Source organism: Halobacillus sp. 12SKB (genome assembly GCF_052941655.1).
Genome location: NZ_JBRFWR010000001.1, coordinates 2,012,450 through 2,026,052, shown reverse-complemented (window position 1 = coordinate 2,026,052; position 13,603 = coordinate 2,012,450). Strand labels below are relative to the sequence as shown.

Below are 13,603 nucleotides of genomic sequence, written 5' to 3'. Positions count from 1 at the left end.
TGTGTATTTTATCAAATTTATTCCGGCTTATATACAAAAATTATCTCTTAACTTTTGTATTGAAATCAGGAGATACATGAAGGACACCTGATTTCAGGCATAAAAAAACCACCAATGTATGTATTGGTGGAGACGGTGGGAGTCGAACCCACGTCCGGAGATATCGGCACTCGGGCTTCTACGGGCGTAGTTGATATATTATATTTCACTGCCTCTTCAGCCTACCAACAGGCTTCCGAGGAGCTAGCCTGATTGTTCTCTTCGTTTTTCCTCAGGCGGTGGAAAAACGCGTAGCCCACTTTAGTTTGAGACCCTTCATCTAGCACATGGGCGATGCCAGGAAGGATCAGCTATAGACTACTTACGCAGCTACAGCTAGGTTTTCGTTAGATTCGCCAGTTATATTTAGGCAAATGACGGTTTTACGAGGCGTCGCTCGACTCGCAACCCGAGCTCGACCTATCCCCGTCGAATCCGTAACGTCCCCGTTAGGATTAAGGGATAACAGTCAAGCTGTTGATCCATGTCGTGTTGACGACAAATATTATTATAGCAGAAATATATTATTTTTCAAGGGGTAGGCGTTAGCGAAGGCTGTCCTTGATGGCACGGTCGATCTCACGCTTCTGCTGTTTACGTTTCAAATCTTCTCGTTTATCATATTTCTTCTTGCCTCGACCAACTCCAACAAGCACTTTAGCCACACCATTTTTAATATACACTTTCAATGGTACTAAAGAATAACCTTTTTGCTGGGTTTGACCGATCAGCTGATTGATTTCTTTTCGGTGCAGCAACAGCTTACGTGCCCTTGTTGGTTCATGGTTGTAGATATTCCCCTGCTCATATGGAGAAATGTGCATGTTGTGCAAATACACTTCCCCTTTATTGATGCGGGCAAAGCTGTCTTTCAAGTTCAAACGTCCATTACGGATCGATTTGATTTCTGTCCCCTGTAAGACGATTCCTGCTTCGAACGTTTCTTCTATGGCGAAATCGTGACGGGCTTTTTTATTTTGAGCTAATGTTTTTCCATGTCCTCTTGGCATACCTTTTCCTCCTCTGTTGCGTCCCTTCATTGTACCAAAACTCATAAGCATTTCCAATTGATATCAGGCGGGATGAAGTCTAATCTTTCTGAATAGACTTTTTCTGTCAGCGTGTGAGAATATAAAGTTGCACATGCTTGATAAAGGAGATACAACCCATGGAACAAGTCATGAATGTAAAACCCTTAACGATTGAAGACTATCCGACCCTCAAAGAATTGGATACAGGGATTGAAGACGACTATGTGGTTCGGATTTTTGATCGACTCATCACTTCTGACAGTCATGAACTCTTCGGTCTTTTTCAAAATGGCCAAATGCTTGCAGTTGGCGGCTACAGCTTATTCGGTCAGGATAAATTCGCTATGCTCGGCCGTCTGAGAAGTGATCGGCGTTTTCATAAGAAAGGAAACGCTACGGAACTGCTCAAACCTGTGGTTGATCAATTGAAAAAAGACCCAAGAGTGAGGTGGATCGGCGCGAACACACACCTTGGAAATTTACCTGCAAGACGTGTCCTTGAAAAACTCGGGATCGATCAAGGGCCAATCCTTCACTACCTGACTTTAAAACGCCCTGATTTATTATCAGGACATACCCAGGGTCCTGTATGGGAGCCTGTCGATGGATTAGAAAGGAAGCGTGACCTGCTGACAGGTTTGAAAGAAAACGCCTTAGGAACATTTCCATACGAATGCTACTATCCCTTCCCTTTTGATGAGGCGCTTTTCACCGATGATTATTTACAGGCATGCTCCTTTTTTGAGAATCCTGATCAAAGTCGGTTCGTCATCTTAAAGAATGATACAAAGAAATACGATTATTCTCATGTCAAATACTTCTGGGACGATCATTATGATCAACCCGGCTTTTTTGAAACGGTCCTCCATCATTGGAACAACAACCCGGATAATGTGGGGTGCTGGATTGATTTTTCCGACCAGGGATTCAAGAACATACCTGAACTCTCCCCCTATGATGTTCAGGAACCATGGATCCTCTACGGCACTTGGAAAAAGGCATAATTATAAGAAATCTTCTGCATATATTGACAAGCTCCTTCATAGTATTTAGAATCCTCTAAAGGAAAAATTTTAACGCAAGAAAGGATTAAAGACTATGAACTTTATGCAAGCCGTACAGCTACTAGATGAAGGTCATGCTTTGGAACGTCATACATGGAAGAATTCCGGATATATTGTAAAAGATGAAAAAGGAAAGATTGTTTTCTTTGATCATAATGAACCTACTTTTTACTCTTTAACCACAGATGATGCTCTCGCTTCTGATTGGGAACAAACAGATAAAGATCAATGGACGATTGTTTCTGTCTCTCACGATCGTGAATTGATGCAGGGGAAACTTTTTGTTTCTTATCACATTTGCTCTGAAAACGAAGGCAGCATCATGAACAATCACCTCGTGGAAGCTGATGAATTGTCTCAGTGGTCCCGTTTCGTAAATCTGGATCTTGCCAATTCCGCACGCTATTTGAATGAGCAGGATGTAGCCACTGTTCAAAATACAATTAGTGCATAAGACATCACTAAAAAAACGCGCGAAATCATTCGCGCGTTTTTTTTTATTTTTTCTTTTTGCTTCCTTTTTTAGGGACGCCTTTGTTTCTATAAAAAGGTTTGTTTCCTTTTTGTTTGTTTTTCTTTTTATCTTTTTTCCGATCCGGACCTTTGGATTTGATCTGTTTCGGACGCTCTGGACGTTTCCGCTCTTTTCTCGGTTTCATCCCATCAATTTCAAAATCCACGACCCGCTCTTCAATATTGACGTTCGTCACCTTGATGGTTACTTCATCACCGATACGGTAAACATTCCCTGTACGTTCACCAATCATGGCATACTGTTTTTCATGATAGTGATAATAATCGTCAGTCAATGTACTCACGTGAACCAGTCCTTCAACCGTGTTCGGAAGTTCAACGAACATTCCGAAGCTGGTCACTGAGCTGATCACACCTTCATATTCTTCACCGATTTTATCCTGCATGAATTCAGCCTTTTTCAGATCATCGGTTTCCCGTTCGGCATCAACTGCAGCTCGCTCCATTTCAGAAGAATGGCGGGCGATTTCAGGCATTTGATCTTTCCAGTGTTTCCGCGTCTTATAATCCAACTTTTCTTCAACCAAATACGTACGGATCAGACGGTGGACAATCAAGTCGGGATATCGTCGTATTGGAGACGTGAAGTGTGTGTAGAAGTCTGTTGCAAGCCCGAAGTGACCAAGACCTTGCGGATCATACTTCGCCTGCTGCATGGAACGCAGCATCAACTTTGAAATGATCATATCCTCCTGTGTGCCCTTCACTTCTTCTAACACCTTCTGCAAAGCCTGTGGGTGAACATTATCAGCCGTTCCTTTGACCGAATATCCCATATTGGCAACAAACTCAAAAAAGTTCTGAAGCTTATCTTCATCCGGATCCTGGTGAATACGGTGAATGAACGGAACATCCATCCAGTGGAAATGCTCCGCTACGGTTTCGTTCGCAGCCAACATGAATTCTTCAATCAAACGTTCTGCGACAGACCGTTCACGCAAGCGGACGTCGACCGCTTTACCTTCTTCGTCAACAACAACACCAGCTTCTTTAAAATCAAAGTCAATGGCGCCGCGCCCCATTCTTTTCCCTCTCAGGATACTTGCGAGCTTCTCCATATCTCTGAACATCGGCACAAGCTCTTCATATTTTTTAATCAATTCAGGATCCTCGTCCTGTAGAATGCTGTTCACATCTTTATAGGTCATTCGTTCATTGGTCTTAATAACACTTTGGAAAATTTCGTGATTGACGACTTCCCCTTGTCGGTTGATTTCCATTTCACAAGTCAAAGTCAGACGATCGACTTGCGGATTCAAGGAGCAGATCCCGTTGGATAAACGGTGCGGAATCATTGGAATCACACGATCCACTAAGTACACACTCGTCGCACGTTCTCTCGCTTCCTGATCAATAGGAGAGCCCTCTTTCACATAATAAGTGACGTCTGCAATGGAAACGCCAAGCTTATAGTTTCCGTTATCAAGCTTTTTGACCATGACGGCATCATCAAGGTCCTTAGCGTCTGCCCCATCGATTGTCACGATCATTTCATCACGCAGATCGCGGCGGTTCTTGATTTCGTCCGGGTGAATTTCATCCGGTGTGTCTGCCGCTTGCTGCAATACTTCCTCAGGAAAGTCCACTTTAATGCCATGTTTATAAATGATGGAGATGATATCAATGCCCGGATCATTTTTGTGACCAAGGATTTCTACGATTTCCCCTTCAGCACTCATCCGATCCTCAGGGAACTTCGTGATATTAACAATGACTTTATGTCCATCAATCGCCCCATTATTCTGGCTCTTCGGAATAAAGATATCATTTGGGATCCGCTTATCATCGGCAATAACAAAGCCGAAATTGCGGCTGGATTCGTATGTTCCGACGACACGTGTCGTGGCCCTTTCCAAGATACGGATGACCGTACCTTCCGGCCGCGTCCCATCCTCTTTCCGTTTCTCAATACGAACGAGGACTTTATCATTGTTCATGGCTGAATGAAGGTCGGAATGATGAATGTACACATCATCCTTATCCTCCTCATCAGGGATCAGAAAAGCGAACCCTTTTGCATGCATTTGAATCCGCCCGCGAATCAGGTTCATTTTTTCCGGAAGACCAAAGCGGTTTTTACGCGTCCGGACAAGCTCTCCCTCTTCCTCAAGCTCATTCAATGCCTTCATGAGGTCCTTGAATTCATCAGAACTCCCAAGTTCCAACGTGTCTTCAAGCTCTTGTACAGATAGTGGTTTTGATGCTGTTTCTTTGAAAAAGTCTAAAATTTGCTGTTTCAATTCTATACTCAATTGACATACCTCCTTTTAAATGAAGGACAACACTCTGGGATCATGACCAGTCCAGTGACTCAAGGAAAGCGAGAACGTCTTCGTGCAACTGCTCTTTTTCCTTATCCATCGTGATCACATGGCCAGAGTTTTTGTACCATTTAATATCTTTTTGATCGGTTTCTACTTGTTCATAGATATAGTTTGCACTTTCTGTGTTAATCATTTCATCATTTTCTGCTTGTACAACAAAAGTGGGCGTGTAAATTTGATCCACTTCATTATGGACTTCCGTAATGAATCCACCCAACTGCTTAAACATCTCTTCTGATTCACTAAGCAGTTCCTGTACTTCGCGATCAATGGTTTCTTTATCTTTTCCTTCTAATTGTTTATACTGTCTAGCTTTAAATTCAAACCCTTGGGTCAGTTGTTTCTCATTATCAAAAAACATCGGCGAACACATCGTAATGATTCCTTTAATAGGCTCCGAATAAGCAAGCTTTAAGCCAAGGACACCTCCAAGGGACAAACCTGCGACGGCAATTTTCTTATAGCCGAGTTCACGAAGATGATTCAAGGCATTCTGAACATCCGCCCACCAGTCCTCGGGTCTTGCTTCGATCAATGCTTCAAGCTCTTTTCCATGCCCGGCATAAATCGGAGCATGAGAGGTATAGCCGTGCTTTTGTAAAAACCGGCCAAGCATCCGCACATCGGCAGAATGGCCAGTAAATCCATGTAGTAATAATACCGCACGTTCTCCTTCCTCAAACGTAAATGGCTGAGGTTGTTTAATTTTCATGTCATTCTCTCCTTACTTCATCTATGTCCTGTTTTTAAGATTTCATTCTAAAGTGCAATGTATTCTATTTTACCAAAATTAAGTTCCCCTGGCACATTTTGAACCTGAACAAGCGTTTCCCCCTGTTATTCAGCTAAATGGCAGGATTGTGGAAGACTCGATTTCGAGATGTTTGTGTGGATTTAGGGGCTCCGGGAAAAGGTTCGCTTTCCGTGGGCGAGTGATGAGCCTCCTCGAGCTAACGCTCTGCGGGGTCTCATCTACCACGCACTTCCCACAGGAGTCTCACCGTTTCCCTCCGCCCCTTTGCCATATGAGGTTCTCGAAATCCCTCTTATAGTAACCTGCATAGTAGTGTTGTGAAATCCTGCTTAATCTGCATCGGTATAGGATTCTTAACTACAAAAGCTCTTATTACTGGAAGGTAGTTTCGAGAATGTCTTACGAAAAGTGGGCGGAGGGGAGTGGCGAGACTCCTATCTTAAGTGTGCAGGCGCCTTGATCAGCGGCGTATGGACTGGACGGAGCTGGCGGAGATAAAGGAAACACGAAGAACGGAGGGATTCGATGTTGACTTATCGTACAGAAGCGAGGGAAGTCTCACTAGCCGCTAGGCGCCGGAACCGGATATCGAAGAGGAAAAAGTGCAGGGTGAGACCCCACAGGACGCAGTCCGAGGAGGCTCACCGCGCTCCCGCGGAAAGCGAGTTATTCCCCGCAGCCCCATCCACTCAACAAAAGTCTCGAAACTGAGTCTTCAAGTAAAGGGAGCTATTGTGCAGGATCGGGTTCTGAGGAAGTGGGCATAAAAAAACTGCGCTTCGTTTTATGAAGCGCAGTTTTTTTAATTAACCGAGGATATATGCAGTTAAGAAAGCTAATACAAAGAAAAGAACGCCTGTTACTACCGTTGCTTTGTGCAACACTGCGTCAATTCCCCGTGCTTTCTGCTTCCCAAATAGTTGCTCCGCTCCGCCAGAAATCGCTCCTGAAAGACCGGCACTTTTTCCGGATTGCAATAGTACAAGGACGATCATTGCAATCGTATTGATGGTTAGTAAAGTAATCGCAAGTGTTTCCATGATGTGCCCACACCTCCTAAAAACGTACAGATAACTAGTTTAAATGTAGCATAAAAGCCTTTCCTCAGCAAGCTAATTCTTTATTCAAAAAGGGGATGACTCACATGATGGGAGATCTTAAAGATAGAATGTTTTGAACACATTAAATGAGAGAATTCGTAAGTCCTTAATGTCATTGGATGCTCGGAAAATGCACGTCTCCAGGAGCTTTCGAAGCAGGCATCCCCTCTTTATTCTTCCCTTTAGTGAATATTTATGATTGAATTTGATTGTTTTTGATAGTTTATGGTTGATTTTTGTAAGGGTTTTCTTTTATTATGAATATAGATGACAAGCAAGGAGTGTAGGAACATGCTTACACCAGAACGCCAACAACTCATACTAAAAACTGTCAAAAACGATCATACATCAAAAATCAAACGTTTAGTCGAAGTGACAGGGGCCTCAGAATCGACAATCCGCCGCGATCTGGACCAACTGGAGGAACAAGGTCTCTTAAGACGCGTCCATGGGGGGGCATCGCTTTCAAGCTCAGCAAGTGAAGAACCAACCATGGGTGAAAAAATCTCGAAGTTCCACAGCGAAAAGCAGGCAATCGCTCAATTCGCAGCTTCTCTCGTACAAGGTGGGGATTGCATTTTCATCGATGCTGGATCAACGACTTATGAGATGATTCCTTTCCTTAAAGAGAAAAATATCATCGTTGTAACGAATGGATTAAGTCATCTGGATGCCTTAAACACTCACCATATTAAAACCTACGTCCTAGGTGGACTGGTCAAACACCAGACAGGAGCAGTCGTCGGTGCCGGTGCAATTCAAAATTTACAGCAATACCGCTTTGATCAGTGCTTCATGGGTGCAAACGGAGTCACAATAGATGATGGATACACAACACCGGATCCCGAAGAAGCTGCAATCAAACAAATGACATTGAACTTATCGAAGAATCGTTACGTACTTGTCGATCACTCCAAATTTGAAAAGGTTTCTTTCATGAAATTCTCTGATCTATCGGAAGCAGAAATCATTACAAACTACAATGAAACATCTATTGAAGACTATCGTAAGAAAACGAATATAAAGGTTGTGACAACATGATTTATACATGTACTTTAAACCCTTCCATTGACTACATTATGAACGTCGAAGATTTTGAGGCCGGGGCTTTGAATCGTGCAAAAGAAACTTTCTATTACCCCGGAGGGAAAGGCATCAACGTTTCCCGTGTCATGAACCGTCTTGGTGTCAAAACTAAAGCGCTCGGGTATATCGGCGGCTTTACCGGTGCCTTTGTTCAACAGTTTCTCGACCAGGAGACCATTGATCACGCTTTTATTCAAACATCTCAAACGACAAGAGTGAACGTGAAACTGAAAAGTAACAAGGAAACAGAAATCAACGGCCCTGGAGCGGAAATAACAGCCCCTTTACAGGAAAAGCTCTTAGACCAAGTGAGGGACCTTTCCAATAGAGACACTCTCGTTCTTGCCGGAAGTCTTCCTTCTTCCCTGCCTTCCGATTTTTATATAACCATGGCTTCGATCTGTGCTGAAAATGGAGTGAAAGTCGTGGCCGATACATCAGGGAAGGCATTGGAGCAAATCCTTGGCCACCCCCTCTTCCTATTGAAGCCGAACCATCATGAATTGGGTGAGCTTTTCAATGTTGATATTGATACAAAGGAAAAGGCGGCTCAGTATGGAAGGAAGTTGATTGACCAAGGTGTTGAGCACGTGATTGTATCGATGGGCGGTAAAGGCGCTGTGTATGTAGGCCGAAACCACGAAATGTTCGCTAATGTCCCTAAAGGTCATGTGAAAAACTCAGTTGGAGCAGGAGATTCCGTTGTCTCCGGTTTTCTAGCAGCACTGGAAAAAGAGGAATCAATCCAACAAGCTTTCCGTTATGGTGTAGCTTCAGGAAGTGCCACTGCTTTTCAGGATGATCTTTGTCAAAAAGATGATGTAGAACGATTATTGTCAGATATCCATGTTTCCAATATTAATTAAGGGGAGTGAACCACCATGAAAATTACAGATTTACTGACGAAAGAAACCATCGTATTGAATATGTCTGCCTCTTCCAAGCCAGAGGCGATCGATGAGCTTGTCGGTCAACTGGATCATGCCGGTAAGCTTAATGATCGTGATGATTTCAAGCAAGCCATTGAGGCACGTGAACAACAAAGTACCACAGGGATTGGCGAAGGAATCGCCATCCCGCACGCAAAAACTTCTGCTGTAAAGGATCCTGCCATCGCTTTCGGAAGATCACAGGATGGATTAGATTATGAATCCCTGGATGGACAGCCGACAAACCTATTCTTCATGATTGCAGCTTCTGAAGGCGCTAACAACACTCACTTGGAAACACTGTCCCGCCTTTCTTCCTTTTTAATGGATAACAAATTCCGTCAGCAGTTGGAAGAAGCAAAGACAGAAGCTGACGTGATTGAAGCGATCAATGCTAAAGAAGCGGAAGAAGACGATGAAGAAGAAACGGAAGAACAAAATACAGGTAAGATTCTGGCGGTTACTGCGTGTCCTACAGGAATTGCCCATACGTATATGGCAGCAGATAAACTAAAAGCGACAGCGAAAGAGATGGGTGTGAACATCAAAGTTCAAACCAATGGCTCAAGCGGAGTCAAAAACCGGCTGACAAGTGAAGACATTGACGAGGCAGATGCCATTATCGTTGCTGCAGATACAAAAGTGGAAATGGAACCTTTCCAAGGGAAGCCGGTCATTGAAGTACCTGTCGCTAAAGCGATACATGAACCGAAAGAATTGATCGAAAAAGCGACCAAAAAGGATGCGCCTGTCTATCAAGGCACCGGCGAGAAAAAAGAAGATTCTCAGGATAAAGGACAGCGCACAGGTTTTTACAAACATCTGATGAATGGTGTATCAAACATGCTGCCTTTCGTCGTTGGTGGAGGTATTTTAATTGCGCTTTCCTTCTTCTGGGGTATCAATTCTGCGGATCCAACACACGAGGAGTACAACCGCTTCGCAGAAATGCTTAATATCATAGGTGGCGGAAATGCTTTCTTCCTCCTCGTCCCAGTCCTTGCCGGATTTATTGCTTCCAGTATTGCGGATCGCCCAGGCTTTGCGCCGGGAATGGTTGGTGGATTGATTGCTATCACACAAACGGCCAATGAAAATGCATCGAACGGTTCTGGTTTCCTTGGTGGTTTGATTGCAGGTTTCTTAGCCGGTTATTTGACGTTACTCGTTAAAAAATGGCTGGAAGGTTTACCAGCTATATTAGATGGTATGAAGACCGTGCTCTTCTATCCTGTCATTACAATCTTCGCCACTGGTATGATTATGTTACTGATTAACCCAGCACTGACAAGCGTTTATACAGCGTTATTTGGATTTCTTGAAAACATGAGTGGATCAAACCTTGCTCTCCTCGGACTGATTGTCGGTGGCATGATGGCTGTAGATATGGGTGGTCCAATAAACAAAGCTGCCTACACATTCGGTATTGCAGCTCTTGATGCAGGGAACTATACATTTATAGCAGCTGCAATGGCTGGCGGCATGGTTCCCCCTCTTGCAATGGGCTTAGCCACAACTATTTTCAAAAATAAATTCACGAAACAAGAGCGCGAAACTGGGAAAGCCGCTTATCCACTTGGAGCTTTCTTCATCACAGAAGGAGCCATTCCATTCGCAGCAGCTGACCCGGCCCGTGTGATTCCTTCTATGGTTGCAGGTAGTGCTTTGACAGGTATGCTGACGATGTTATTCGGAATCGGTCTACGCGCCCCGCACGGCGGTATTATCGTTACGCCGCTCGTAGAAGGTGGATTCATGCAAATCGTCCTTTATCTAGTGGCAATCATTGCCGGTACAATTCTTGCAGCAATTGTTGTAGGATTCTTGAAAAAAGACCTCCAAAAGGCTTAAAATAATAAAGTTAGGGTAAGTCATAAACAATAGCATGTTTAAGGAGGAATTATAATGGTAGAGAAAACTTTTAAAATTACATCGTCCGACGGTGTTCACGCACGTCCAGCAACAGTACTTGTACAAAATGCAGGAAAGTACGAGTCTGATATTAACCTACATTACAAAGAAAAATCCGTTAATCTTAAATCCATCATGGGAATCATGAGTCTTGGGATCCCTGCAGACGCTGATGTGAAAATCACAGCAGAAGGCAGTGACGAACAAGAAGCGATCGACCATTTGGAAACAACTATGAAGAACGAAGGCTTGGGGGAATAACAGCATGACACAGCTTCAAGGTATTGCAGCTTCAAGCGGGATTGCGATTGCAAAGGTTTACCGCTTGGAAGCTCCGGACCTTTCTTTCGATAAGAAAGAAATCGAGCAGCCGGAACAAGAAGTCAAACGCCTACATGAGGCTCTGGAAACATCAAAGTCAGAGCTTGAAAAAATTAAAGAACATACAAGAAAATCTTTAGGTGACGAACACGCGGAAATCTTTTCTGCTCACCTACTCGTCTTAAGCGATCCAGAATTGATCCAACCGATCGAAGATAAGATCAAGAGCGAAAACGTGAACGCAGAGGCCGCTCTTTCTGAGACGGCAAACATGTTCATCGACATGTTCAAAGGCATGGACAATGAATACATGCGTGAACGTGCGGCAGACATCCAGGACGTAACAAAACGTGTAATGGCTCACCTTCTTGGAGTGACATTCCCGGATCCTGCACTAATCAACGAAGAAGTCGTCATCGTCGCAGACGATCTAACACCTTCTGATACCGCTCAATTGAACAAACAATACGTAAAAGGGTTCACGACAGATATCGGAGGCCGTACGTCTCACTCTGCTATCATGGCTCGTTCTCTTGAGATTCCTGCCGTTGTCGGAACCAAAAATATCACTTCCCAGGCTGGGAAGGATACCATGATCATCGTTGATGGAATCAATGGTGACGTCATCATTGATCCGAGTGAAGATCAAATTGCTGAATACAAGCAAAAGCAGGATGACTTCGAGAAACAAAAACAAGAGTGGGCGAAACTTAAAGATGAAGCGACTGTCACTTCTGAAGGTGACCACGTAGAGCTTGTAGCGAATATCGGAACTCCTGACGACGTTGAAGGTGTCTTGAACAACGGCGGCGAAGGTGTTGGCCTTTACCGTACAGAGTTCCTTTATATGGGCAAAAACCAGCTCCCGACTGAGGAAGAGCAGTTTGATGCTTACTCTTCTGTGCTGAAGCAAATGGGAGACAAGCCTGTCGTCGTACGTACTCTGGATATTGGTGGAGACAAGGAACTTGACTACTTGGATCTCCCTGAAGAAATGAACCCATTCCTTGGTTACCGTGCGATTCGTCTTTGCCTGGAGCGCGACGATATTTTCCGCGTTCAGCTTCGTGCATTACTGCGTGCAAGCGTCCACGGAAACTTGAAAATCATGTTCCCAATGATCGCTACGCTTGAAGAATTCCGTCAAGCTAAAGCCATCCTCGACGAAGAGCGTGCAAACCTCAAAGAAGAAGGTCAGGATGTGTCTGAGGAAATCGAAGTCGGAATGATGGTTGAAATTCCTGCAACAGCAGTAATTGCCCGTCAGTTCGCTAAAGAAGTCGATTTCTTCAGTATCGGTACCAATGACCTGATTCAATATACAATGGCAGCAGACCGTATGAACGAGCGCGTGTCGTACTTGTATCAGCCGTACAACCCGGCGATTCTTAACCTGGTTAACAACGTGATTGAAGCAGCACATGCAGAAGGCAAATGGGCTGGCATGTGTGGAGAAATGGCTGGAGATGAGATTGCCATTCCTCTTCTACTTGGACTTGGTTTGGATGAATTCAGCATGAGTGCGACATCCATCCTTCCTGCCCGTACGCAGATCAGAGATCTATCCAGAAAGGAATGGACTTCTTACAAAGAAGAAATCCTTTCTATGGGTACGGCAGAAGAAGTTGTCGCTTTTGTCAAAGAAAAAACACAAACGAAGTAGTATTTGTTTGATGAGTGTGGGACAATAGGTGTGTGCCGATCTAATTCGGCTCTAGTTTCAAACGAGAAAGAGATGTGTTTCCATGACATTTACTGTGATCATGATCGTATGTATCGCGATTGTTTTGGGGATTGCCGCTATGTTCGGCATGGCTGTCTCTAAAGGCTACGATTACAAACACACCGTTGACCCATTACCAGACGACAAACGCCATAAAGATGAACACAAAAAAGCTGACGCTTAAAGATCGCGTCAGCTTTTTTTAATTTCCATCGCATATCTCAAGTTTCTGTTGGATAGGTGTACGTACTTTCGGCTTCGGGATTCGTTTTGGGTAGCCCATCTGCAACACAGAAACCAACTTGAAACGTCGGCTGTCGAGTTCGACAGCTTCAGAAAATTGATCATCATGTAAATAGGGACTCGTCGTCCAAAGTACGCCAACTCCCGCTTCCCACGCTAGTAGCTGCACATTTTGTATATAGGCACAAACAGCCGCATAATCTTCTTCATATTTCCGAATATCTTCGTCTTTTTCCATGTAAATCAGGGCATGGTGAGGAATATTCAATAAGAAATCGCGGATTCCTTCCTCCAGTCGAAGGGTTTTGTTTACGTCATACCCTTTAAAGAAGCCTTGCCTTCGATAACTTTCCATTACTGCATCGGCATACGCTTCTTTTCCTTTATCCTGATATAAACGAATCTGCCACGGTTCTTTCATCCGATGGTTAGGCGCCCATGAAGACTCAGCAAAGATGCGTTCCAACACTCCACGATCCACTTTCTCCTCTTTATACTCATGAATCGAGCGGCGGCTTTGTATTGCTTCCAACAACTCCATCTC

Annotated in this window: 13 protein-coding genes and 1 other RNA gene; 8 read left to right on the top strand and 6 right to left on the bottom strand. The window is 44.0% G+C overall.

What is annotated here, in order from left to right:
• Positions 1-124: 124 nt before the first annotated feature.
• Both ssrA and smpB read right to left on the bottom strand, forming a co-directional pair.
• Positions 125-487: a transfer-messenger RNA gene (gene ssrA, locus ACQ4XT_RS09705) on the bottom strand.
• A 97-nt stretch (positions 488-584) separates the two neighbouring features.
• Positions 585-1,049 carry an SsrA-binding protein SmpB gene (gene smpB / locus ACQ4XT_RS09700; RefSeq protein ID WP_089651385.1) on the bottom strand — a complete coding sequence of 155 codons (465 nt, stop codon included), beginning with the start codon at positions 1,047-1,049 and terminating at the stop codon, positions 585-587.
• Positions 1,050-1,207: 158 nt separating this feature from the next.
• Here smpB and ACQ4XT_RS09695 point away from each other — a divergent pair, with 158 nt between their 5' ends.
• A complete protein-coding gene (locus ACQ4XT_RS09695) occupies positions 1,208-2,074 on the top strand; it encodes a GNAT family N-acetyltransferase (protein ID WP_446853512.1) in 867 nt (288 codons plus the stop codon).
• Positions 2,075-2,168: 94 nt separating this feature from the next.
• The gene (locus ACQ4XT_RS09690) at positions 2,169-2,588 is read left to right on the top strand and encodes a Thoeris anti-defense Tad2 family protein (protein WP_446853511.1); all 420 of its coding nucleotides are present in this window, start codon (positions 2,169-2,171) and stop codon (positions 2,586-2,588) included.
• 43 nt (positions 2,589-2,631) lie between these two features.
• Here ACQ4XT_RS09690 and rnr read toward each other — a convergent pair whose 3' ends face one another.
• The 3 genes from rnr to secG all read right to left on the bottom strand — a co-directional run bounded on the left by rnr (position 2,632) and on the right by secG (position 6,786).
• A complete protein-coding gene (gene rnr / locus ACQ4XT_RS09685) occupies positions 2,632-4,920 on the bottom strand; it encodes a ribonuclease R (RefSeq protein ID WP_446853510.1) in 2,289 nt (762 codons plus the stop codon).
• Between the two features lie 40 nt (positions 4,921-4,960).
• Complete coding sequence (locus ACQ4XT_RS09680) at positions 4,961-5,704, bottom strand: alpha/beta hydrolase (RefSeq protein WP_446853509.1); 744 nt, start codon at positions 5,702-5,704, stop codon at positions 4,961-4,963.
• An 848-nt stretch (positions 5,705-6,552) separates the two neighbouring features.
• Positions 6,553-6,786 (bottom strand): preprotein translocase subunit SecG, encoded by a 234-nt coding sequence (secG, locus tag ACQ4XT_RS09675; protein WP_089651380.1) that lies wholly within the window; start codon positions 6,784-6,786, stop codon positions 6,553-6,555.
• Between the two features lie 351 nt (positions 6,787-7,137).
• Between secG and ACQ4XT_RS09670 the strand changes: the two genes are divergently transcribed.
• The 6 genes from ACQ4XT_RS09670 to ytzI all read left to right on the top strand — a co-directional run bounded on the left by ACQ4XT_RS09670 (position 7,138) and on the right by ytzI (position 13,000).
• Entirely contained in the window at positions 7,138-7,887 is a 750-nt protein-coding gene (locus tag ACQ4XT_RS09670) for a DeoR/GlpR family DNA-binding transcription regulator (RefSeq protein ID WP_446853508.1), read from the top strand.
• Entirely contained in the window at positions 7,884-8,798 is a 915-nt protein-coding gene (pfkB, locus tag ACQ4XT_RS09665) for a 1-phosphofructokinase (RefSeq protein WP_446853507.1), read from the top strand. The genes ACQ4XT_RS09670 and pfkB overlap by 4 nt, the downstream gene beginning before the upstream one ends.
• Positions 8,799-8,813: 15 nt before the next feature.
• The gene (locus ACQ4XT_RS09660) at positions 8,814-10,712 is read left to right on the top strand and encodes a PTS fructose transporter subunit IIABC (RefSeq protein ID WP_446853506.1); all 1,899 of its coding nucleotides are present in this window, start codon (positions 8,814-8,816) and stop codon (positions 10,710-10,712) included.
• A gap of 54 nt (positions 10,713-10,766) precedes the next feature.
• A complete protein-coding gene (locus ACQ4XT_RS09655; RefSeq protein WP_226591933.1) occupies positions 10,767-11,033 on the top strand; it encodes a phosphocarrier protein HPr in 267 nt (88 codons plus the stop codon).
• 4 nt (positions 11,034-11,037) lie between these two features.
• Complete coding sequence (gene ptsP / locus ACQ4XT_RS09650) at positions 11,038-12,756, top strand: phosphoenolpyruvate--protein phosphotransferase (RefSeq protein WP_446853505.1); 1,719 nt, start codon at positions 11,038-11,040, stop codon at positions 12,754-12,756.
• Between the two features lie 82 nt (positions 12,757-12,838).
• On the top strand, positions 12,839-13,000 hold the full coding sequence (gene ytzI, locus ACQ4XT_RS09645) for a YtzI protein (RefSeq protein WP_146816828.1): 162 nt from the start codon (positions 12,839-12,841) through the stop codon (positions 12,998-13,000).
• Between the two features lie 18 nt (positions 13,001-13,018).
• Here ytzI and ACQ4XT_RS09640 read toward each other — a convergent pair whose 3' ends face one another.
• On the bottom strand, positions 13,019-13,600 hold the full coding sequence (locus ACQ4XT_RS09640) for a nitroreductase family protein (protein ID WP_446853504.1): 582 nt from the start codon (positions 13,598-13,600) through the stop codon (positions 13,019-13,021).
• Between the last annotated feature and the right edge of the window lie 3 nt (positions 13,601-13,603).

What these genes read in the sequence shown, in the direction of transcription:
- ytzI (WP_146816828.1), top strand. Translation starts at nt 12,839, where the DNA reads ATGACATTTACTGTGATCATGATCGTATGTATCGCGATTGTTTTGGGG.
- ACQ4XT_RS09680 (WP_446853509.1), bottom strand. Translation starts at nt 5,704, where the DNA reads ATGAAAATTAAACAACCTCAGCCATTTACGTTTGAGGAAGGAGAACGT.
- ACQ4XT_RS09655 (WP_226591933.1), top strand. Translation starts at nt 10,767, where the DNA reads ATGGTAGAGAAAACTTTTAAAATTACATCGTCCGACGGTGTTCACGCA.
- ACQ4XT_RS09690 (WP_446853511.1), top strand. Translation starts at nt 2,169, where the DNA reads ATGAACTTTATGCAAGCCGTACAGCTACTAGATGAAGGTCATGCTTTG.
- secG (WP_089651380.1), bottom strand. Translation starts at nt 6,786, where the DNA reads ATGGAAACACTTGCGATTACTTTACTAACCATCAATACGATTGCAATG.
- ACQ4XT_RS09670 (WP_446853508.1), top strand. Translation starts at nt 7,138, where the DNA reads ATGCTTACACCAGAACGCCAACAACTCATACTAAAAACTGTCAAAAAC.
- smpB (WP_089651385.1), bottom strand. Translation starts at nt 1,049, where the DNA reads ATGCCAAGAGGACATGGAAAAACATTAGCTCAAAATAAAAAAGCCCGT.
- ptsP (WP_446853505.1), top strand. Translation starts at nt 11,038, where the DNA reads ATGACACAGCTTCAAGGTATTGCAGCTTCAAGCGGGATTGCGATTGCA.
- pfkB (WP_446853507.1), top strand. Translation starts at nt 7,884, where the DNA reads ATGATTTATACATGTACTTTAAACCCTTCCATTGACTACATTATGAAC.
- ACQ4XT_RS09640 (WP_446853504.1), bottom strand. Translation starts at nt 13,600, where the DNA reads ATGGAGTTGTTGGAAGCAATACAAAGCCGCCGCTCGATTCATGAGTAT.
- ACQ4XT_RS09695 (WP_446853512.1), top strand. Translation starts at nt 1,208, where the DNA reads ATGGAACAAGTCATGAATGTAAAACCCTTAACGATTGAAGACTATCCG.
- ACQ4XT_RS09660 (WP_446853506.1), top strand. Translation starts at nt 8,814, where the DNA reads ATGAAAATTACAGATTTACTGACGAAAGAAACCATCGTATTGAATATG.